Source organism: Saccharopolyspora sp. NPDC045839, from assembly GCF_056431645.1.
In genome coordinates this window covers 32,862-52,665 of sequence record NZ_JBWKKH010000027.1, presented here as the reverse complement: position 1 = coordinate 52,665, position 19,804 = coordinate 32,862, and the positions used below count along the sequence as shown (strand labels likewise).

The following is a 19,804-nucleotide window of genomic DNA, read 5'->3' as shown; positions in this document are numbered from 1 at the left end:
ACATGGCAGTTTATCGGAAGCGGGACAACCGCCGCCTGCCGGACGATCGCACCGTGACGCAAGGAAGAACTCGATCTGTTGGTCTGCTGGCCGTCGGGCACGCAGGCGTGGACATCTACCAGGGGGCGGTGCCTGCCGTCGTCCCGTTCCTGGTGCTGGAGCGGCAGTACGGCTACGTCGCGGTGTCCGGCATCGTGCTGGCGGCGACGTTGCTGTCGTCCGTCGTCCAGCCGGTGTTCGGGGCGCTCACCGACCGGGTGCGGATGCCGTGGCTGATCCCGGTGAGCATGGTGACCGCGGGGCTGGGCGTGGCGCTGTGCGGGGTCGGCGACTCCTACGTCCTCACGTGGCTGGCGGTCGCGCTGTCCGGGCTGGGCGTGGCGGCCTACCACCCGGAGGCGGCCCGGCTCGCGCGCGCCGCCTCCGGCGGCAACCACCTGGCGATGAGCTGGTTCTCCCTCGGTGGCAACATCGGTTTCGCGCTCGCGCCGATCGTGGTGACCCCGATCCTCGCCGCGGGCGGCCTGCCGGCCTCGCCGTGGCTGATCATCCCGGCCCTGCTGGGCGGGCTGGTGACCACCGCCGTGCTCCGCTCGCTGATCGCCGGGTCCGCGGCGACCGGCGGCGCCAAGGCCGATCGCGGCCGCGACGACTGGCCGGTCTTCATCCGCCTGACGGGAATCGTCATCGCCCGGTCTATCGTCTACATCGGACTGAGCGCGTTCGTCGCGCTGTGGGTGCAGCAACGCGTGGGCGGCGGCGAGACCGCCGGCGCGGCGGCGTTGTTCGTGCTGTTCGCCGGCGGAGCGGCGGGCACCGTGCTCGGTGGCAAGCTGGCCACGGTGTGGGGCCGCATCCGCGCCCTGCGGCTGTCGTACGCGGCGTCCGTTCCCGCGGTCGCCGGTGTGGTCTACGCGCCCGGTGTCTCCGTGTACGTCTTCGTGGCGCTCGCCGCGATCTTGTTGTACATCCCGTTCTCGCTGCACGTCACGCTGGGCCAGGACTACCTGCCGAACCGGGTCGGCACCGCCAGCGGCGTGACGCTCGGCCTGGCGGTGAGCGTCGGAGGCATCGCCACGCCGGTGCTCGGCGCGATCGCCGAGGCGACGTCGCTGCAAACGGCGCTGACGACGCTGCTGGTGTTCCCGGTCATCGCGTGGCTGCTCGGGCGAACCCTGCACGAGCCGGCCGCCCTGGAGGTCGCGGCCGCCCGCTAGACCGGCGGCAGCCGCTGTTCGACGCCGAGGAGCGCGGAGAACGGGTCGCCGACCGCCGCGATCCGGTCCAGAACGGTGCGGATCGTCCACCGGTCCGGGGCCAGGTCCGGGTCGTCGAGCTCGTCCCACTCCAGCGGCACGGACACCGGCGCGCCCGGCCGCGGGCGGGCGCTGTAGGGGGCGACGAGCGTCTTGTTGATGACGTTCTGGGTGTAGTCCAGCCGCGCCAGGCCGCGGCGGTCCTGCTTCGTCCACGCCCAGCTGACCAGCTCGGGGACGATGCCGCCGACGGCCTTGGACACCTTCTCCACCCAGGCCCGGGTCTCCGCGTAGGTGTAGCGCGGCTCGACCGGCACCCAGATCTGGATGCCGCGCTGCCCGGTCACCTTCGGGCGGGCCTCGACGCCGAGGTGCTCCATCGCGGTCCGGTGCAGGCGGGCGAGGACGAGCACCTCGTCGAAGGTCGTCCGGCTGCCCGGGTCGATGTCGAACAGCGCCCAGGTCGGGTGGTGGACGTCGGCGGCGCGCGAGGTCCACGCGTGCAGCTCCAGCGCCGCGTAATTGGCCAGCCAGGCGAGCGCGGGAACGCTGTCCGGCACGAGGTACCGCTGCGTGTCGCCCGGCTCGGCGTCCTCGTAGCGCCAGCGGCGGAGCCAGCCGGGCGCGTGACTCGGGACTTCCTTGTGCCAGAAGCCGGGCTGGTCCACGCCGTTGGGGAAGCGGTGCGAGTTCAGCGGACGGTCGGCGAGGTACGGCAGCATCACCGGGCCGATCAGCGCGTGGTAGCGGATCAGGTCGCGCTTGGTCACGGGAGCCTCGTCGTCGCGGCCCGGGAACAGCACCTTGTCGAGGTTGGTCAGCGCGAGATCCCGCCCGGCCAGCCGCCAGCGGCCCTTGGCGCCGAGCTCGGCGAGCGCCGCCAGCTCGCCCGCGGTGGGCGGTTCCCACCGCTCCGCCGCCGCGCGGGATTTGTTGGTGCCCAAGGGAATTTCGGCCTCCGATGGCGGGAGGTCGCTGCGCCACATCGCCTCCGGTGCGACGGCGACCTCCTCGTTGGTGCGCCCGCTCTTCACCGACCGCGGGTGGTCCTCCGGGTCCCAGCCGGGTTCGGCGTGCTCGTCCTTCTTGTGCAGCAGCAGCCACTGCTTCTCACCGCGCCGCACCAGCACGAACCGGCCCGCGAGCTTCTCGCCGTGCAGGTCGAAGTGCAGCGTCCCGGCCTCGATCGCGGCGGCGGGATCCTCGTCCACGGAATCCCAGGTGCCCCGATCCCAGACGATGACGTCGCCACCGCCGTACTCGCCGGCCGGAATGGTGCCCTCGAAATCGGCGTACTCCAGCGGGTGGTCCTCGACCTGCACCGCCATCCGCCGCGCCGCCGGGTCCAGCGTCGGCCCCTTGGGCACGGCCCAGCTCACGAGCACGCCGTCCAGCTCCAGCCGCAGGTCGTAGTGCCGGCGGCGGGCCCGGTGCCGCTGCACGACGAACCGGTCACCGGTCGCGCGCACCTCGCCGTCGCCGCTCGGTTCGGCGGTGCGGGTGAAGTCGCGCATCTCCCGGTACTTCGCCAGCCGCTCGTCGGTCACGTCTCCCACATACCCGATATCGGGCGCGAGCAAAAATCGGGGACGGTCAGTCCAGCACCAGGACCTGGCCATCGGCGGCGATCTCCGCGCCGGCCCCGTGCACGTCGGCGAGCTCTGGCGCGTCGGGGTGGGCCAGCGGGTTGGTGTTGTTGAGGTGGGTGAACAAGAAGCGCGTCGCCGGGTGGCGGGCGATCTCCGGCAGGGCGGCCCGGATCGGCAGGTGCCCCATGCTGCGCGCGGGGCGATCGCTGCCGGACGCGTGCGTCAGCTCGTCCTCGGTGTGGAAGGTGCCGTCGAGCAGCACGACGTCGGCGCCGTCGATGATCCGCTCGAACGCGTCGTTCCAGGTGGGCAGGCATGGCGCGTACACCAGGCTGCGGCCGGAGCCGGTGAACCGGTAGGCGACGGCCCAGCCGGTTCCCGGCAGCTCGCGGGCGTAGCGGGGGCGTTTGTCGCTGACGCCGACGGCCTCGACCGCGAGATCGCCGGCCAGCAGCCGGCGGTCGGTGATGGTCTCCTGCCGCACCTCGGTGTAGTTGCCGATGACGTCCGTGATCGGAAAGGCCTGCCGCAGAGCCTGGTGGACGGTCGCGGTGGCGTAGATCGGCAGCCGGGCGGCTTCGCGCAGGGTGAGCAGGCCGAGGATGTGGTCCAGCTCGGCGCTGGTGAGCAGGACGCCTTCGAGGGGCGTGCGCCGGGTGCCCGGCGCGGGCCGGAGTTCGGGGCTGGCCAGCAGCTGGGTGCGCAGGTCGGGCGAGGCGTTCACCAGGTACCAGGAGGTTCCGTCGCCGCTGATCGCCAGGCAGTCCTGGCTGCGCGCCACGCCCAGTTCCGCTGCCCGGCGGCAGCTCCGGCACCCGCAGTTCCACTGTGGAAGGCCGCCGCCCGCGGCGGTGCCGAGGATGCGGACCCGCATCACATCCGCCTCGGGACGGCGGGCCGGGGCTCGAACTCGGCGCGGACCAGGTCGTGGTGCTCGGACAGCGAGCAGGCCGGATCGGTCGCGGCCGCGTCGCCCACCAGCTGGTAGGCCTGGCAGCGGCAGCCGCCGAAGTCGACGTCCTTCAGCGCGCAGCTGCGGCAGGGATCCGGCATCCACCCGGTGCCGCGGAAGCGGTTGAACGCCGCCGAATCGAACCAGATCGAATCCAGCGCCGAATCGCGCACCGACGGTGTGTCCAGCTCGGGCAGCTGGGCGGCGGAGGGGCAGGGGAGCACGTCGCCGTTGGGCGCCACCGCGAGCTGGCGGTTGCCCCAGCCGTAGTTGCACGGCTTGGGGCGAGGGCTGAAGTAGTCCGCGGCCACGTACACGATCTCCAGCCGGTCGCCGTAGCGCTCGCGGGCCACCGCCGCGTCCGCGTCGGCCCGCTGCACCTGTTCACGGCTGGGCATCAGCGCGGCGCGGTTGCGCAAGGCCCAGCCGTAGAACTGGGTGTTGGCCAGCTCCACGCGTCCGGCGCCGAAGCCCACCGCGAGTTCGACGATGTCGAGCAGCCGCCCGATGTTGCCGCGGTGCAGCACGGCGTTGACGGTCATCGGCAGCCCGGCCGCCACGATGCCGCGCGCGACGTCCAGCTTGCGGTCGTGCGCCCGGCGCCCGGCGATGGCATCTGCGGACCTCGCGGCCGAGTCCTGCACCGACAGCTGGACGTGATCGAGGCCCGCGGCGGCGAGCTCCTGCAACCGCCGCAGCGGCAGGGAAAACCCGCTGGTGACCAGGTTCGTGTACATGCCGTGCTCGCGGGCGGCCGCGACGAAGTCGACCAGGTCGCGGCGCAACGCCGGCTCGCCGCCGGAGAGGTGCAGTTGCAGGACGCCGATGGACCGGGCCTGCTCGATGACGCGCAACCAGGTCTCGGTGTCCAGCTCGTCCCGGTAGTCGGCCAGGTTCAGGGGGTTCGAGCAGTACGTGCACTGCAGCGGGCACCGGTAGGTCAGCTCGGCCAGCAGCCCCAGGGGCAAACCGGCCCGCGCCGCTCCCGGCTGCTGCCCGGACTCCGCGATGCCGACCGGCTCCGCGCCCAGCACGCGGCGCCGGTCCAGGTCCGAGAGCAGTTCGAGCACGGATTCGGCGGTGGCGCCCTGGTACGCGTCGGCGAGCTCGCCGACGATGTCGGTGACCGTGCGCCTGGCGTCGCACCGGCGCACGATGTCGGCCGCCGTGTCGTTGAGCAGCAGCACGCCTTCCGGGTACAGCAAGGCGTGCTTGCCGCGGACCCGGTCGCGGACGAACCGGACCCCGCGCCGCAACCCGGGGCGGCTGTCGACGGTCACGCCCATGACTGTCCTTTGTAGTCGATGGCGTCCAACATCGCCCAGAGCACATCGCATTTGAACGCCAGGGCTCGCACCGCGGCGTCCTGCTGCTCGCGCGTCACGCAGTGCTTCAGCACGACCCCGAGCGTGACGGAGCTGTCTGCGCGGGCGGCCGGGATGCGGCGCTCGAAGTAGGCCAGGCCGCTGGGTTCGATCCAGTCGTAGTGGCGCTTCCAGGCCGCCATCCGGTCGGCCATGTGCCCGGGCGAGAACATCTCCGTCAGCGCCGCGGCCACGCCCTCGCTCCACGGTTTCCGGCGGCAGAAGTCCAGGTACGCGTCGACGGCGAACCTAACACCGGGCAGCACGTGTCGCTCGTCGACCACCTCGTCCCGCTGCAGGCCGACGGCCTCGCCGAGCACCAGCCAGTCGTGCAGGCCGCCGTCGGCGTCGCCGGCCCCGTCCTGGAAGGCGATCCGCTCGACCCAGATCCGCCGCACCTCGGACAGCGGGCAGTTCGCCACGATGGCGGCATTCTTCTGCGGCAAATGCCGCTGGTAGTACCACCTGTTGGCCACCCAGAGCCGGACTTCCGCGGCGCTGCAGCGGCCATCGTGCAGCCGCAGGTGAAAGGGGTGGTGCGCCCAGTAGCGATTCGCCAGCCGCTGCAGCGATTCCCGGAATTCGGATTCGGCCAGCGGCTGCGTCACCGATTGCCGTCGTGCGCGTAAGCGGTGACCTCGGGACGGGTCTCGTACTGCTCGACCAGCGGCGGAGTCCAGTTCGGCGGCGCGGGAGCGGGGACGGGTTCGGAAGGAGCGGCCATCACGAGACCTCCAATTCGCAAGGAGAACAAGCGAACCCGAACCGTACAAGTGGCGCGCGACCGAGATCAAGATTTCGGCACCCGGACAACACGACCGCCGCAACCATTACCCCGAACGCCGGAATTGCGCCGCGCATCGGCGAATCCGGGGAATGACACAATCCGGCTATTGTCAGTGCGAGTGATCTGAGTCACAGGATGTCACACTTCGGTCCGGTGTTCCGTTCCTTCTTCGCGCGTCGCAGCGCAGATCTTGGGAGGACGGGATCATGGCTATTCGGGTTGTGGTTGTCGGGGCTGGTTACACCGGGTTGGCCGCCGCGAAGCTCGTGGCTCGGTGGACCGATGCCGCGGTGACGTTGATCAACGCCGAGGACCGGTTCGTCGAGCGGGTCCGGTTGCACCAGCTCGCCGCCGGGCAGCGCCTGCGGGACCTGCCGCTGGCGGACCTGATCGCGGGCACCGGCGTGCACCTGGTCGTCGACCGGGTGACCGCGATCGACGCGGAGGAGAAGGCCGTGCGGCTGGCGAACTCGGCCCATGCCGTGCGGTACGACGTGCTGATCTACGCATTGGGCAGTGCGGCGGACATGGATTCGGTGCCCGGCGTCGCGGAGCACGCCTACACCGTGGCCACCGCAGACGAGGCCGTCCGGCTGCGGGAACGCATCGACGACAGCGCCGTCGTCGCGGTGGTCGGCGGCGGGCTGACCGGCATCGAAGCCGCCGCCGAGCTGGCCGAGGCGCATCCCGGCCTGAAGGTCCGGTTCGTCAAAGGGGGCGATCTCGGCGCCGGGCTCTCCCGGCGCGGACGCGACTACCTGCGGCGCACCTTCGACCGGCTCGGCGTCGAGGTGCTCGAACACGCGAGGGTGTCCGAAGTGCGCGCGGACGGGTTGGTGCTGGCCGGCGGCGGGCACATCGGCGCCGACACCGTGGTGTGGGCGACCGGTTTCACGGTGCCGGAACTCGCCCGCGAGGCCGGTCTCGCCGTCGACGAGCAGGGCAGGCTGGTCGTGGACGAGATGCTGCGGTCGGTTTCGCACCCGGAGGTGACCGGGATCGGCGACGCGGCGGCGGTGCGCATGCGGAGCGGGCAGAAGCTGCGGATGGCGTGCGCGACCGGGCTGCCTTCGGCGCAGCACGCCGCCAGGGCGATCGCCGACCGGCTGGCCGGGCGGGCGCCGAGGCCGATCCGGTTCCGCTACCTCAACCAGTGCATCAGCCTCGGCAGGCGAGACGCGCTGGTGCAGTTCGTGCACGCCGACGACAGCCCGCGCGAAGCGGTGCTGACCGGCCGGAAGGCCGCGCTGTACAAGGAAGCCATCGTGCGCGGCACGATCCTCTTCGAGCGGCATCCGGTCATCCCGGCCTCGCTGTAGCCGGACCGGTGATTTCCGGCCAGTAGAATCGGCGCGTGGAGCTCTTTCGCGGCGCGCTCGAAGTCGGTTCGGACCAGGCACTGGAGGTAGCGGTCGCGCATGCGATGTTGCGCCGCGTCAGCGGCGGCGAGGCGGGGCCGGCCGTGCGGGTGTACCGGCCGGACACCCGCGTCGTCGCCTTCGGCAGGCGGGACACCCTGCTGCCGGGTTTCCCCGCCGCAGTCCGTGCCGTCCGGGATGCCGGGTTCACGCCGGTCCTGCGCGCCCCCGGCGGCCGCGCGGTGGCCTACACCGAGCGCTCGCTGGTGGTCGACCACGTCGGCCCCGACCCCGGCTACCTGGCGGGCATGGACGAGCGGTTCGTGGGTTACGCCGAGCTGTGGGCAGACGTGCTGCGCAAGCACGGCGTCGGCGCGCAGGTCGGTGCGGTGCCGGGGGAGTACTGCCCGGGCGCGCACAGCGTGAACGCGCGAGGCCGGGTGAAGCTGGTCGGCACCGCGCAGCGGATGGTGCGCGGTGCTTGGTTGTTCAGCGCGGTGGCGATCTTCGGCGACGACGAGCTGCTGCGGCCGCTGCTGACCGACGTCTACCGGCACCTGGAGCTGCCCTTCGACGACGACTCGGTGGGTTCGGTGGTCGCCGAGTCGCCCGGCGCGTCCCTGGACGAGTTCGAAGCCGATGTCGTCGCGGCCTACGACGAGCGGTACGGCCTCGTCCTGGCGCACTTGACGGACGATCTGCTCGGCAGGGCCCGCGATTTGGTGGCCGACCACCGCGTCGCGGACCGCTGAGCTCGCCTCACACCGCAGCGGCTTCCGGCGCGCTGGCCTTCGGTTCCGCCTGTGCGCCGGACCGCTTGCGCAGTAGCGCCATGCCGATGATCGCGAACAGCGCGACCACGGCTGCGCTGACGATCGAAACCACCTGGAAACCGCTGGTGAAGGCATCCCGGGCCGGTCCGAGGACGCTTTTGGGATCGGCCAGCCGTCCCGCCGCGGTCACCGCGCCGGCCATCCCGTCCGAGGCTTCGGCCGCGATGCCGGGCGGCAGGTCCGGCGGGAGCACGACCACGCCGCGGTAGACGGCGGTGGCGAGGCTGCCGAACACCGCGATGCCCATCGCGATGCCGAACTCGCCGCTGGTCTCCGACATCGCCGACGCCGCGCCCGCCTTCTGCGGCGGCACCGAGCCCACCACCATCTCGGTGCAGAGCACGCCTTGCGGGCCCATGCCGAAGCTCGCGCACGCGATGCCGATGGTCACCAGCGCAGTTCCGTTCCCGGCGTCGACCAGCACGAACAGCAGAAGCCCGGCGGCTGCGACGAGCATGCCGAACCCGAGCACGAACTCCGGCCGGAACCGCTTGGCCAGCTGCGGCGCGATCAGCGATCCGACCACCACGGCGCCGGCCTGCGGCACCATCAGGACACCGGCCTCGAGCGCCGACAACCCGGCGACCAGCTGGAGGTACTGGCTGACCAGCATGAAGATGCCGCCCATGGTGATCGCGCCGACGAGCACGATGCCCAGCGCGGCGCTGAAGGTGCGCACCCGGAACAGCCGCAGGTCCAGCATGGGATCGGCGATCCGCCGCTGCCGCCGCACGAAGACCACGCCGAGAGCGAGCCCGGCGACCAGCGCCATCATGTTCGGCACCTGCGGGCCGTACTTGGCGAGTTCCTTGAGCGCGTAGACGATCGGCAGGATCGTGCCCAGCGACAATCCGACGCTGACGAGGTCCAGCTTGCCCGCGTTCTCATCGCGGTATTCCGGCAGCAGCGCGGGGGCGGTCACCAGCAGCAGGATCATGACCGGCACGCCCATCAGGAAAACCGAGCCCCACCAGAAGTTCTCCAACAGCACGCCGCCGACGACCGGCCCGATCACCATGCCGCCCATGAAGCAGCTCATCCAGACGGCGATGGCGGTGCTGCGCTGCCGGGTGTCCTGGAACATGTTGCTGATCAGCGCCAACGTCGAGGGCATCAGGGTGGCCCCGGCGACGCCCAGCAGCACCCGCGCCGCGATCAGCATCGCGGGGCTGGGCGCGAAGGCCGCGGCGATCGACGCGATGCCGAACCCGGCGCCGCCGATCATCAGCAGCTTCCGGCGCCCGATCCGGTCGCCGAGGGTACCCATGGTGACCAGCAGGCCGGCGATCATGAAGCCGTAGCTGTCGATGATCCACAGCAGCTCGGTGCTGGTGGGCTGCAGGTCGGCGGCGAGGTGCGGCACCGCGAGGTGCAGCACGCTCATGTCCAACGACAGCAGGAGGGTCGGAAAGGCGAGCACCGCAAGCCCGATCCACTCACGGCGTCCTGCCTTCGGTGTCGTATCCACGCTCGAAACCCTTTCCTCCGGCGACCGCTCTCGCGATGCCGTCCCGCTGTCGTCGTGAGTATTGACGACGGCCGCAACCGGATTTAATCGGTGGATGCCCGTGCTCTACTGAAACGGTGGAAAGTGGTGCGGCGGAACCGGTGAACATCGACGGTGGCTGGGACAGCGCGGCGACGTTGGTCGAAGGACGTTGGATCGAGCGCAGACCCCGGCGACCGGAAGTCGCCGATCGGCTGCGCATGGAAACCGAGTTGATGCCATGGCTCGCGCCGCAGCTGCCGCTCGACGTGCCCGAGCCGCATGTCGTGGCGACGGAACCGCTGGTGGTCCGGCATGAATTGGTGGTCGGTGGACCCCTTTCCGAGCTCACCGCCGAGCACGGCCGCCAGCTGGGGGCCTTTCTGCGAGCGCTGCACGCCGTAGACCCGGCAGAGGCGGTCCGGAATGGTTTGCAGGGGCCAGAACCGGCAGGTCGCGAGCTCGCCGAAATCGTGGAGAGGTTCCGGGGCGACGTACTGCCGCTGGTCCCCGTCGAACGCCGTGACGCGGCACGGGCGCTGCTGGACGCCTTCGGAGCGTTGCCCGCCGACACCGTGGTCCACGGCGACCTCGGCCCAGAACACGTGTTGTCCGTGGAAGCCGGTCTGTCCGGTGTCATCGACTTCTCGGACGCGCACGTCGGCGATGGCGCGATCGACCTGGCGTGGGCCCTGCACGGAACACCGCCGGAGTTCGCCGCCGCGCTTGCGGAGGAGTACGGGGTGACCGGGCGGCTCCACGACCGAGCTCTGCTGTGGCACCGGCTCGGCCCCTGGCACGAAGTCGTCCACGGTCTGGACGACGCCCTGCCGGACGCCGTCCGGTCAGGATTGGACGGCGTCGTTCGCAGACTTCTCGACTGACCGGGCCGTCAGCGGCGTTCCGCCGCGACCAGGAGGAAGTTCGGCAGCTCGACGTACGCCTCGGTGCCGTCGGAGGGTGACGCGACGGACGGGTCGAGCCCCGGCTCGTCCAGTTCGCGCAGTCGGCAGCCGAGTCTCGTCAGCTCGTTGAGGTAGGTCGACAGCGTGCGGTGGAAGTCGGGTGCGTGGGTCGGCTCGATCGGGTACTCGCGCAAGTACTCCCGGACGCGGTACTCGCCGTGCTGCCGCCAGGTCGGCGCCAACTGCTCGAAGCACGGGTGGTTGATGGAGAAGACGAAAACGCCGCCGGGCGCGAGCGATTCGACGCAGGCCCGCATCGCGGTCGACCAGTCGGGAATGGCGGCCAGCACCATGTTGGAAACCACTGCATCGAAAGGCCCGCCGAGATCCGGCAGATCGCACAGGTCGGCCTGCACGTACCGGATGCCGCGCGGCTGCGCCGCCTCCTTCTTGACGGCGTAGTCGTAGAGCGCCTGGGCAGGTTCGACACCGACCACCTCGGCGCCGCGATCGGCGAGCATCCGGCTGAGATACCCGTGACCACACCCGGCGTCGAGCACCCGAACGCCATCGAGCGGCCCCAGCAACCGCAGCAAGGACGCGTTCAGCAAGTAGCGGCGGCAGAAGTCGCCCTCCGGCTCCATCCGGTCCAATACCGCTTCGGGCATCGCGGCCCATTTGCGGATCGCCGCATCATTCGTCCACTCCATGAGCATCCTTCCGGCAGCTGCCGTTCGCGGACCAGGTCATTCCTCACGCGCGCCGGTGCGACCTCCCGTCGACGGTTGCGACGCGGTCCGGGAGTTTTCGCATCGTGAGCACCGAAGCTGAGACGACTCCCGGCAAACCGATCAATTGTGCCACGGGTGACGCTGTTTCCGAAGGCATCGGACGAGGCGGGCGGTAGCGGCGTGGTTGGTCAGCAAGGGATGCGGTGCTCCGACAAAATCTGCGATTCAAGCGGGCGACGGCGGCGTGCGACCGCCCACTTGAATCGCATTTGGGCGTCATGGTTCGCCCGCCGGGTCCCGTGGTGTGGGGATGAGGTCCCGGAGGTACTCGCGGTGCTGCGAGGGCAGTGCTCTGCCGCCTGGTTTGGGTGTTCGCCTGGGGTCCACTGTGGGCGGTGGGATGAACTGGGGTCGCCCGTCGTGCATGGTGATGTCCCAGCGTTGGTTGTGGAGGGTGCGGTGGTGGTGTGCGCAGAGCATGACCATGTTGGTGAGGTCGGTGGCGCCGCCGTCGACCCAATGCTGAATGTGGTGCGCTTCCGGAGTCCCCGGCGGCCGGTCGCATCCCGGGAAGGCGCATACGCCGTCTCTGCGGAGTAGTGCGGTGCGGATGTGGGTGGGTGCGGTGCGTTTCGTCCTGCCGACGTCCAGTGGGAGGCTGTCGCCGTCGAGGACGATGGGCAGGATTTCGGCGTCGCAGGCGATGCGGCGTGCGTTGTGGGCGGTGATGGCGCGTTCGGTGTTGAGGGTGCCGGGCATACAGTCCTCGCCGCCGAACTCGAGATTCCGCTTCAAGTCGTCGAAGTCGATGGCAATCGTCATCTGCGGTCGTTGTCCACCGGTGCGGGGCATTCCGTCGTGGTCCAGCGCCAAGTCCAGCAGTGCGGCGAAGCCGTCGGCGTTCCGCTGCCCCGCAGTCCGGGGATCTTTCTCTCCATCGACCTCGGGGTGGGGTGCGGCGAGGGGCTCGATCAACGCGGCGAACTTCGCCCCGGTTTCCCGGTCCAGTTTCGCTTTGATGATGGTCATGCCGTCCCGGGTGGTCGCGTAGTGCAATTCGCGTGCTTCGTGCTGGGCTTCCTCATCGCGGTAGGCACCGTCCTGGTCGAGGAGGTAGCGGATGCGTTCGGCGAGTTTCTCCAACTCTCTCGGCGGCATCGTCCGCGCATACCCGGCGAGCGTTGATTCGACTTCGGCGATTTGGTGGCAGCGGGCGTAGTCGGGTAGGCGTCGGATTCCGTTGACGATGACGCGCGCGTGGTCCAGCCCGATCGCACCCTCAGCCAGTGCTTGAGCCGTGGTGGGCAGGTCGGGTGGCATTGTTTCGCCGTGGAAGGTTTGCCGGTCTTCGACGTTGCGGGCGACTGTGACGCGGGTTTTCGCGTCGCGTGGGTCGATGTTGAGCAGCCCCTGCAGCCAGACTTGCAGTGATCGGGCGGTGGTCTCGGTGTGGATGGCGCGGTGGTCGGCTTCGGCGATGTATTGCAGTTGTTCCCACAGCAGTACCCGCATCTCGGTTTCGAGTTCTCGGATACGGGCCGCAAGTTTGGCATCAGTACACGACACCGCCGACTGTTGAGGCATGGCCTGCACAGTCGTGTCCTGGGTGTTCAGTAGCGGTGTCATGCCACAATTGTCCCGCACTCGAACTCGTGTTCGCATTGTTTTAATGGTCGCTTGATCAGGTGAAACACCCCACCAAAGACGGCGAAAATCGAGTCGCGCCAAGAGAAACGGCCACGACACGCTGAAGGCGACCCCCTCCACCACCAAACCCGCACCGCCATCGGCCGCGCGTGCCATGCGCCCGGCTTCTGAGGGGTCAATTTCCTCAAAATTAAGCCATCCCCAGCAGCCGGACCCCTGTGACGGATCAATCTGAAACCGAACCCCACCGGCCCCGGCCGACCCGAAAACGGCCACCCCGCAACGCAAGCCGCCAACGAGCCGGCCCCACTCCGGGCCATCCCCGCGATACATAGCCGAACCGGGGCTGCGGGTCGGATGTCAAGCCTGAAACCCCGAAGGGGCGGCCGCGAGGCCGGGCTTGACTTCCGGCACGCAGCCCCCATCCTCCACCCATCGCGGGGATGGCCCCAAAAGATGCCGAACCTCTAAAGGTCCCAACCTCACTCCAAGGCGCCCTCACCTCAAGGCGCCCTCACCTCAAGGCGCCCTCACCTCAAGGCGCCCTCACCTCAAGGCGCCCTCACCCCACCCCAAAAACATCACACCCCCGGGCGAATTGCCCATCCTACTGAAAACGATTATCATCGCCGATCGTCGACAAGGTGTCCGGTCGACAAGGCGTCCGAAGGGAGACGGAGTGGGCCACCTGCTGTTGGTGGAAAGCTGGGTCGGTGCGATGAGCACGTTGCTGCCGAGGAGCATCAGGGAGGGCGGCAACCGGTTCAGCTTCGTGACCCGCGACCTCCAGCACTACCTCCGAGCCAGATCGGCCCCCGGGCCGCATCCGCTGCTGGGCGCGGACAATCTGCTCACCGTCGAGACCAACGACGTGCCGGACCTGCTGGACCGCTTGGAGCGCCTGCAGCCGGTCCTCGGCTTCGACGGCGTGCTGACCTCCTGCGACTACTACCTGCCAGCGGCCGCGAAAGCCGCCGAACGGCTGGGACTTCCGGGAGCACCACCGGACGCCGTCGAGCGGGCCTGCTCGAAGGACCTCACCCGCAAGACCCTGCGTGCAGCCGGCGTCCCGGGCCCGGCGTTCGCCCTCGCGGAGACGGCCTCCGGCTTGGAGGAAGCCGCGGAAGCACTGGGATACCCCCTGGTCATCAAGCCGGTCGACCTGTGCGCGGGCATGTTCGTGCGCAGGGTCGACGGGCCGGAGCAGCTGCGCGAGGCGTACAACGAGCTGCTGGAGTTCCCGGTGAACGCGCGCGGTCAGCGGCGCAATCCCGTTGTGCTGCTGGAAGAGCTGCTCACGGGCGCAGAGGTGAGCGTGGAGACGGTGACGTTCCGGGGCGAGACCACGGTCGTCGGGGTGACGGACAAGAGCGTCGCCGGGCAGCCCTGGTTCGTCGAGTCCGGGCACATGTTCCCGGCGGCGCTGGACGCCGCGACGGCGGAGGCAGTGGCGGAAACCGCGGTCGCCGCCGTCGAAGCGCTCGGACTGGACAACGTCGTCGGGCACACCGAGGTCAAGCTCACGCCGCACGGCCCGCGAGTGGTGGAGGTGAACCCACGTCCGGCGGGCAACCAGATCACCGAGCTCATCCGGCGGGTGACCGGCATCGACCTGGCCGCCGTCTACGCCCAGATCGCGTTGGGGGAGAAGCCGGACCTGCACCGCGTCGACACCGGAGCGGCGAGCGCGGCCATCTCGTTCCTGCTCCCGCCCCGGGAGGGGACGATCGCCGAGATCGGCGGGGTGGCCGAATTGGCGGCCGATCCGGCGGTGGTCGACTGGGTCGTCAAGGACCCCGGGCACCGGGCCGGCGCCGCCACCAGCAACAACAACTACCTCGGGCACGTGATGGTCACCAGCGCCGACAGCGGGGCGGCGCGCGCCCGCGCCGAGTCGTCGGTCGCCGGGCTGGACGTGCGCTACGCGGAGGCGGGGAAGTGACGCCGCATTCGGTGGCGGACCTGACCGAGCAGGTCCTGAGCGGACGTTTCGGCGCGGACGAAGCGCGGGTCAGCGTCGGTTTCCTGACGAAGCAGGGCGTGCGGCACGCGGACCGGGCGCGGTCGTACCGGAACCACGTGCTGAGCTTGCGGGTCGAGGACGCGGTGGGCTCCTGCGCGGTGGAACCGGGGGAGGTGCCCGAAGAGGTCGTCCTCGGCTGCGTCGGGACGCCCGTCCGCGACCTGCTGCGGAGCCCGATGCCCGCGGTGCGCATCGCGGCGCTGGACGCCTACCTGCAGTGGCTGCGCCCGCACCACGACCACGCCGAGGAAGTCGTCATCGGGCGGGGCAACTCGCTGCAGAAGTCCTTGCACCGCGCCGAATCCGTGGTGGAGCTGCTGCCCAGGAGCGGGCGGGTGCTGGTCGTCGGCGTCGTGAACTCGCTGCTGCACCACCTCCGCGAGCGCGGGACCGGCTATGTCGCGTGCGATTTCAAGGGCGGCGAGACCGAGTGGGGCGAGCCGATCGCGACCGATGCCGCCGCGGCGCTGGACGGCTGCGAAGCCGTGCTGGCGTCCGGCATGGTCGTCGGCAACGGCACGTTCCAGGCGCTGCTCGACCACGCCAGGGCCACGGGCAAGCCGCTGGTCATGTTCGCCCAGTCCGCGAGCGGCATCCTGCCGTGCTTCCTGGGCGGCGGGGTCACCGCGGTCTCGGCGGAGCCGTATCCGTTCTTCTGGCTCGACGGCGGTCCGAGCACCCTCTACCGCTACCGCACGGAGGTGCGCTGATGTGGGGCAATCCCGATCTGCTCGGTCTGCTCCGGGACACCCCGCTGGCGCGGGTGAGTGCGCCGCTGCCGCATCCGCAGCCGGGGTTCTGGGCGAAGCTGGAATGCCTGAGCGCGGGCGGGATGAAGGCCCGCGCGGCGGTCTCGATGCTCACCGGGGCCCGGCGCCGCGGCGAGCTGCGGCCGGGCGCGGCGGTGGTCGAGTCGACCAGCGGGACGCTCGGCGTCGGCCTGGCCTTCGCCGGGCAGGCGCTGGGACATCCGGTGGTGCTGGTCGTGGACAGCGAGCTCGAACCGGCCATGCGGGCGCTGCTCCGGGCGTACGGCGCGTGCCTCGAAGTGGTCGACCGGCCGCATCCCGCCGGTGGTTGGCAGCAGGCCCGGCTGGACCGGGTGCAGCAGGTCCGCCGCGAGCGGCCGGATGCGTTCTGGCCCGATCAGTACAACAACCCGGACAACCCGGCCGGATACGAGGCGCTGGGGGAGGAGATCGCCCGCCAGATCGACCAGGTGGACGTGCTGGTGTGCAGCGTCGGCACCGGCGGGCACAGCGCGGGCACGATCCGCGCGATCCGGCGCCGGTGGCCGCACGTGCGGTTGATCGGCGTGGACACCGTCGGCTCGACGATCTTCGGGCAGCCGGCCCGGCCCCGCGTGATGCGCGGGCTGGGCAGCAGCATCCACCCGCGCAACGTCGCATATGGACAGTTCGACGAGGTGCACTGGGTGGGGCCCGGCGAGGCGGTGCAGGCGTGCCGCACGCTGGCCCGGCACGCGTTCATCACCGGCGGCTGGAGCACCGGGGCGGTGGCGCTGGTGTCGGCGTGGGCGGCGCGGGTCGAGCCGAGCGCGCAGGTGGTGACCGTGTTCCCGGACGGGCCGCACCGCTACCTCGGCACGATCTTCGACGACGACTACTGCCGCGCGAGGGGCCTGCTGGCCGGCCCGACGGCGTCCCGGCCGGTGGAGATCGCGCATCCCGCGGTGGAGGCGACGGGGTGGACGAGGTGCCGGCTCGTGTCGGATCCGCTGCTGGCGATGGAGGTTCCGGCATGAGGCTGAGCTGGGCGGTGCGGGGCCTCGCGCTGCGCGAGCCGTTCCGCATCTCGCGATCGGTGATGTCCGAGCGGGATGCGGTCGTGGTGGAGATCGAGCACGACGGCGCCGTCGGCCGCGGCGAGGTCGTCACCAGCACGTACTACGGCTTGACGGTCGAGCGCATCGAGACGGAGCTGGCGGCCGCCCGGGAAGCGCTGGCAGGGGTGCGCGATCCTGGCCGGATCCCGGCGTTCAGCGCGTCGCCCGGCGTGTCGGCGGCATTGGATTCGGCCGTGCACGACCTCGTCGCGACGCTCCGCGGCGTGCCGGTCTTCGAGCTGCTGGGCACGGCGCGCTGGCAGCCCGTCCCGACGGCTTACACGATCGGCATCATGCCCGTGGAGCGTGCCGTGCGGACGGCGCGCGAGCTCACCGGCCGGGGCTTCACGGTGCTCAAGGTGAAGCTCGGGGCGGGGGACGGGCGGCAGGAACTCGCGCGCTTGGCGGCGATTCGCGAGGCCGCGCCGGGCGCCCGCCTGCTGCTGGACCCCAACGGCGCGTGGGAGCCGGAGCAGGCGGTCCGGCTGCTCAAGGCGGTCGCGGAGTTCGGGATCGACGCGGTCGAGCAGCCGATCAAGCCGGGCACGCCGGACCTGCTCGCCGAGGTGGCCGCCCGGTCGCCGGTGCCGGTCATCGCCGATGAGGACGCCGCCACCGCGGCCGATGTGCGGGTCCTGGGCTCGCGGGTGCACGGGGTCAACGTGAAACTGCCGAAGTGCGGCGGAATCCGGGCCGCTCGGGAGATCATCGGCGTCGCCCATGGCAACGGCGTGGACGTGATGCTGGGGTGCTTGGTGTCGAGTTCGCTCGGCATCGCCCCGGCCGTGCACCTCACCGGCTTCGCCCGCTGGGTCGATCTGGACGGCCACCTGCTGCTGGCGCACGACCCGTGGACCGGGATCGGCGGCGACGACGGGGTGCTGCGGATCGCCGGCGATCGCGGATTGGGGGTGCGCCCCGTGGTGTCGTTATGAAGACGTGGCGGCTGATCCGGGGTTTCCCGCCGGCCGTGCAGGTGCTGCTGGTCAACCAGCTCGGTGTCAACGCCGGTTTCTACCTGCTGGTCCCGTACCTGGCGGGATACCTCGCCCACGACCTGGGCATGTCGGCGGTCCTGGTCGGGGTCGTCCTCGGCGTGCGCAACCTCAGCCAGCAGGGCCTGTTCCTGCTGGGCGGTTCGGCGGCGGACCGGCTGGGCGCGCGGGGCGTCATCGTCGCCGGATGCGCGCTGCGCGCGGTGGGCTTCGGCCTGTTCGCCCTCGGCACGTCGTTCTCGGTGCTGCTGATGGCATCCGTGCTCAGCGGGCTGGCCGGGGCGTTGTTCAACCCGGCTGTGCGCGCCTACCTCTCGCGGGAGGCGGGCGACCGGGGCGCCGAGGCCTTCTCGTTGTTCAACATCTTCGCCAACGCCGGGGCCTTGCTGGGGCCGTTGCTGGGAAGCGTGCTGATGGTGGTCGGCTTCCGGCTGTCCGCGGTGGTCGCCGCGGTGGTCTTCGCGCTGCTGACCGTCGCGCAGGTCGCGGTCCTACCGGTCCGCCGCGTCGAGCGGCCCGCGACGTCGGTGCTGGCGGACTGGCGGGGCGTGTTGACCGATCGCCGGTTCCTGGCCTTCACCGGGGCGCTGACCGGCATGTTCGTGCTGCAGAACCAGCTCTACCTGGTGCTGCCGATGCAGGCCGAGCGGTTCACCGGGTCCGCGGCCGCGGTGGCGGTGATCTTCCTGGTCTCCACGGCGGCGACGCTGGCGTTGCAGGTGCGGATCACCGAGCTGGCCCAGCGCCGGTGGAGCCGCGGCCGGGCCATCGGGATCGGGCTGGGGCTGATGGGAGCGGGCTTCGTCGCCACCGCGATCGCCGCGGCCGCGGTCCCGGCGACGCCCCCGGCGGGCGCGGGGGAGACGTTCGCCCGGCTGGCGCCGGTGCTGATCACGGCGTTGTTCCTGGCGGTCGGCGTGATGCTCGCGCAGCCGTTCGTCTACGAACTGATCCCGTCGTTCGGCGGGAGGGAGCTCGCCGGCACCTACTTCGGCGTCTTCTACCTGATTTCCGGTGTCGCGGCGGCCGCGGGCAACGCGCTGATCGGCTGGCTGACCGACCTCTCCGGCGACGAGTGGGCGTGGCTGCCCTCGGCGCTGTGCGTCCTCATCGGAGGGGGCTCGGCGCTCGCGGTGCTCGTGCTGGATCGCCGCGGCGGCATCGGACCGGACCAGAGAACGGGAGATTCGCAGTGCACCCCAACATCGTCAGCGCCAACTTCCTGACCGACAACCCGGCCATCTACGAGCAGCGGTTCCCGGATCCCGGGCACCTCGCGGCCCGCTTCGTCGACGACCTGGTGCACCGCTTCGGATCGGGTCGGCGGCTGCTGGACGTGGGCTGCGGCACCGGCCGCGACGCCCGCTGCTGGACGGCGCTCGGCTACCGCGTCACGGGCCTGGACTGCTCGCCGCAGATGGTGGCGCACGCGCAGGAGCACTGCCCGGAGGCGGACTTCGTGGTCGCCGATATGCGGTCGTTCGGGCCTCTGGCGGCGGATTTCGATGTCATCACCTGCCTGGACAGCGCTTTCCTGTACTGCCACGGCAACGACGAAGTCGACGCCTTCCTGCGGCGCTGCCACGAGCACCTGCGGCCGGGCGGACTGCTGATCGCCGAGATGCGCAACGGCGCGTTCTTCCTGGGCAACACCGAGCTGCTCGACGGGGTGCGGGAGCAGGTGGTCGCCTGGGAAGGGGTGGCGTACCGGTCGCGCACGCGGCTGTGGATCGACCACGCGGAGCAGCTCCTGCGCCGGGAACGCCACTGGGACTGGCCGGGGCGCGCCGAGCCGCTGATCCAGCGCTCGGCATGGCGGCTGCTGTTCCCGCAGGAAATCCGGTACTTCGCGGCACGGCACGGGTTTTCGGTCGTCGCGCTGTTCGACGAGCCCGGTCCGCGCGCCGAGACGCCGTGGCGGCGCGATGCGGCGCTGTCCACCCGGCTCAGCGGCGACCGGCTGCACGTGGTGCTGCGCCGCAACGAGTGAGATGCGTCTCTTGGCGAGTTAAATGAAAATCATTATCGTTGT

The 19,804-nt window shown here is 70.7% G+C and carries 17 protein-coding genes; 10 read left to right on the top strand and 7 right to left on the bottom strand.

Features of this window, described 5'->3' with window-relative positions:
- Window positions 1-2 precede the first annotated feature (2 nt).
- On the top strand, window positions 3-1,217 hold the full coding sequence (locus AC07EQ_RS30720) for an MFS transporter (RefSeq protein ID WP_478391354.1): 1,215 nt from the start codon (window positions 3-5) through the stop codon (window positions 1,215-1,217).
- Here the strand turns inward: AC07EQ_RS30720 and AC07EQ_RS30715 are convergent.
- From AC07EQ_RS30715 to pqqC, 4 genes are read right to left on the bottom strand one after another with little or no spacing between them, the layout of a single operon-like run.
- A complete protein-coding gene (locus AC07EQ_RS30715; protein ID WP_478391353.1) occupies window positions 1,214-2,803 on the bottom strand; it encodes a DNA polymerase domain-containing protein in 1,590 nt (529 codons plus the stop codon). The two genes, AC07EQ_RS30720 and AC07EQ_RS30715, sit on opposite strands and share 4 nt — an antisense overlap.
- A 46-nt stretch (window positions 2,804-2,849) precedes the next feature.
- Window positions 2,850-3,719 carry a pyrroloquinoline quinone biosynthesis protein PqqB gene (pqqB, locus tag AC07EQ_RS30710; RefSeq protein ID WP_478391352.1) on the bottom strand — a complete coding sequence of 290 codons (870 nt, stop codon included), beginning with the start codon at window positions 3,717-3,719 and terminating at the stop codon, window positions 2,850-2,852.
- Window positions 3,719-5,083, bottom strand: a complete 1,365-nt coding sequence (gene pqqE / locus AC07EQ_RS30705) for a pyrroloquinoline quinone biosynthesis protein PqqE (protein ID WP_478391351.1) — start codon at window positions 5,081-5,083, stop codon at window positions 3,719-3,721. The genes pqqB and pqqE overlap by 1 nt, the downstream gene beginning before the upstream one ends.
- On the bottom strand, window positions 5,074-5,769 hold the full coding sequence (gene pqqC / locus AC07EQ_RS30700; protein ID WP_478391350.1) for a pyrroloquinoline-quinone synthase PqqC: 696 nt from the start codon (window positions 5,767-5,769) through the stop codon (window positions 5,074-5,076). The genes pqqE and pqqC overlap by 10 nt, the downstream gene beginning before the upstream one ends.
- A 385-nt stretch (window positions 5,770-6,154) precedes the next feature.
- On the opposite strand from pqqC, the gene AC07EQ_RS30695 reads away from it, so the two are divergent.
- The gene (locus AC07EQ_RS30695) at window positions 6,155-7,267 is read left to right on the top strand and encodes an NAD(P)/FAD-dependent oxidoreductase (protein ID WP_478391349.1); all 1,113 of its coding nucleotides are present in this window, start codon (window positions 6,155-6,157) and stop codon (window positions 7,265-7,267) included.
- A 35-nt stretch (window positions 7,268-7,302) separates the two neighbouring features.
- Window positions 7,303-8,058 carry a lipoate--protein ligase family protein gene (locus tag AC07EQ_RS30690; protein ID WP_478391348.1) on the top strand — a complete coding sequence of 252 codons (756 nt, stop codon included), beginning with the start codon at window positions 7,303-7,305 and terminating at the stop codon, window positions 8,056-8,058.
- A 7-nt stretch (window positions 8,059-8,065) separates the two neighbouring features.
- Here AC07EQ_RS30690 and AC07EQ_RS30685 read toward each other — a convergent pair whose 3' ends face one another.
- Entirely contained in the window at window positions 8,066-9,607 is a 1,542-nt protein-coding gene (locus AC07EQ_RS30685) for an MFS transporter (RefSeq protein WP_478391347.1), read from the bottom strand.
- 116 nt (window positions 9,608-9,723) lie between these two features.
- Between AC07EQ_RS30685 and AC07EQ_RS30680 the strand changes: the two genes are divergently transcribed.
- The gene (locus tag AC07EQ_RS30680; protein ID WP_478391346.1) at window positions 9,724-10,509 is read left to right on the top strand and encodes a phosphotransferase; all 786 of its coding nucleotides are present in this window, start codon (window positions 9,724-9,726) and stop codon (window positions 10,507-10,509) included.
- 8 nt (window positions 10,510-10,517) lie between these two features.
- On the opposite strand, the gene AC07EQ_RS30675 is transcribed toward AC07EQ_RS30680, so the two are convergent.
- A complete protein-coding gene (locus tag AC07EQ_RS30675) occupies window positions 10,518-11,240 on the bottom strand; it encodes a class I SAM-dependent methyltransferase (RefSeq protein ID WP_478391345.1) in 723 nt (240 codons plus the stop codon).
- A gap of 297 nt (window positions 11,241-11,537) precedes the next feature.
- On the bottom strand, window positions 11,538-13,064 hold the full coding sequence (locus AC07EQ_RS30670; RefSeq protein WP_478391344.1) for an HNH endonuclease signature motif containing protein: 1,527 nt from the start codon (window positions 13,062-13,064) through the stop codon (window positions 11,538-11,540).
- A gap of 562 nt (window positions 13,065-13,626) precedes the next feature.
- Between AC07EQ_RS30670 and AC07EQ_RS30665 the strand changes: the two genes are divergently transcribed.
- From AC07EQ_RS30665 to AC07EQ_RS30640, 6 genes are read left to right on the top strand one after another with little or no spacing between them, the layout of a single operon-like run.
- Window positions 13,627-14,850 (top strand): ATP-grasp domain-containing protein, encoded by a 1,224-nt coding sequence (locus AC07EQ_RS30665; protein WP_478391343.1) that lies wholly within the window; start codon window positions 13,627-13,629, stop codon window positions 14,848-14,850.
- The gene (locus AC07EQ_RS30660; protein WP_478391342.1) at window positions 14,847-15,641 is read left to right on the top strand and encodes a Rossmann-like domain-containing protein; all 795 of its coding nucleotides are present in this window, start codon (window positions 14,847-14,849) and stop codon (window positions 15,639-15,641) included. The genes AC07EQ_RS30665 and AC07EQ_RS30660 overlap by 4 nt, the downstream gene beginning before the upstream one ends.
- Window positions 15,641-16,696: a PLP-dependent cysteine synthase family protein gene (locus AC07EQ_RS30655; RefSeq protein WP_478391341.1), complete on the top strand. Its 1,056-nt coding sequence runs from the start codon at window positions 15,641-15,643 to the stop codon at window positions 16,694-16,696. Before AC07EQ_RS30660 ends, AC07EQ_RS30655 begins: the two co-directional genes overlap by 1 nt.
- A complete protein-coding gene (locus AC07EQ_RS30650; RefSeq protein ID WP_478391340.1) occupies window positions 16,693-17,712 on the top strand; it encodes a dipeptide epimerase in 1,020 nt (339 codons plus the stop codon). Before AC07EQ_RS30655 ends, AC07EQ_RS30650 begins: the two co-directional genes overlap by 4 nt.
- On the top strand, window positions 17,709-18,998 hold the full coding sequence (locus AC07EQ_RS30645) for an MFS transporter (protein WP_478391339.1): 1,290 nt from the start codon (window positions 17,709-17,711) through the stop codon (window positions 18,996-18,998). The genes AC07EQ_RS30650 and AC07EQ_RS30645 overlap by 4 nt, the downstream gene beginning before the upstream one ends.
- Window positions 18,965-19,762: a class I SAM-dependent methyltransferase gene (locus AC07EQ_RS30640; protein WP_478391338.1), complete on the top strand. Its 798-nt coding sequence runs from the start codon at window positions 18,965-18,967 to the stop codon at window positions 19,760-19,762. Before AC07EQ_RS30645 ends, AC07EQ_RS30640 begins: the two co-directional genes overlap by 34 nt.
- The last annotated feature ends 42 nt before the right edge of the window (window positions 19,763-19,804 follow it).

Coding starts and splice junctions, on each gene's coding strand:
- AC07EQ_RS30720 (WP_478391354.1), top strand. CDS start 3: ATGGCAGTTTATCGGAAGCGGGACAACCGCCGCCTGCCGGACGATCGC.
- pqqB (WP_478391352.1), bottom strand. CDS start 3,719: ATGCGGGTCCGCATCCTCGGCACCGCCGCGGGCGGCGGCCTTCCACAG.
- pqqE (WP_478391351.1), bottom strand. CDS start 5,083: ATGGGCGTGACCGTCGACAGCCGCCCCGGGTTGCGGCGCGGGGTCCGG.
- AC07EQ_RS30695 (WP_478391349.1), top strand. CDS start 6,155: ATGGCTATTCGGGTTGTGGTTGTCGGGGCTGGTTACACCGGGTTGGCC.
- AC07EQ_RS30675 (WP_478391345.1), bottom strand. CDS start 11,240: ATGGAGTGGACGAATGATGCGGCGATCCGCAAATGGGCCGCGATGCCC.
- AC07EQ_RS30670 (WP_478391344.1), bottom strand. CDS start 13,064: ATGGCACGCGCGGCCGATGGCGGTGCGGGTTTGGTGGTGGAGGGGGTC.
- AC07EQ_RS30665 (WP_478391343.1), top strand. CDS start 13,627: ATGAGCACGTTGCTGCCGAGGAGCATCAGGGAGGGCGGCAACCGGTTC.
- AC07EQ_RS30655 (WP_478391341.1), top strand. CDS start 15,641: ATGTGGGGCAATCCCGATCTGCTCGGTCTGCTCCGGGACACCCCGCTG.
- AC07EQ_RS30650 (WP_478391340.1), top strand. CDS start 16,693: ATGAGGCTGAGCTGGGCGGTGCGGGGCCTCGCGCTGCGCGAGCCGTTC.
- AC07EQ_RS30645 (WP_478391339.1), top strand. CDS start 17,709: ATGAAGACGTGGCGGCTGATCCGGGGTTTCCCGCCGGCCGTGCAGGTG.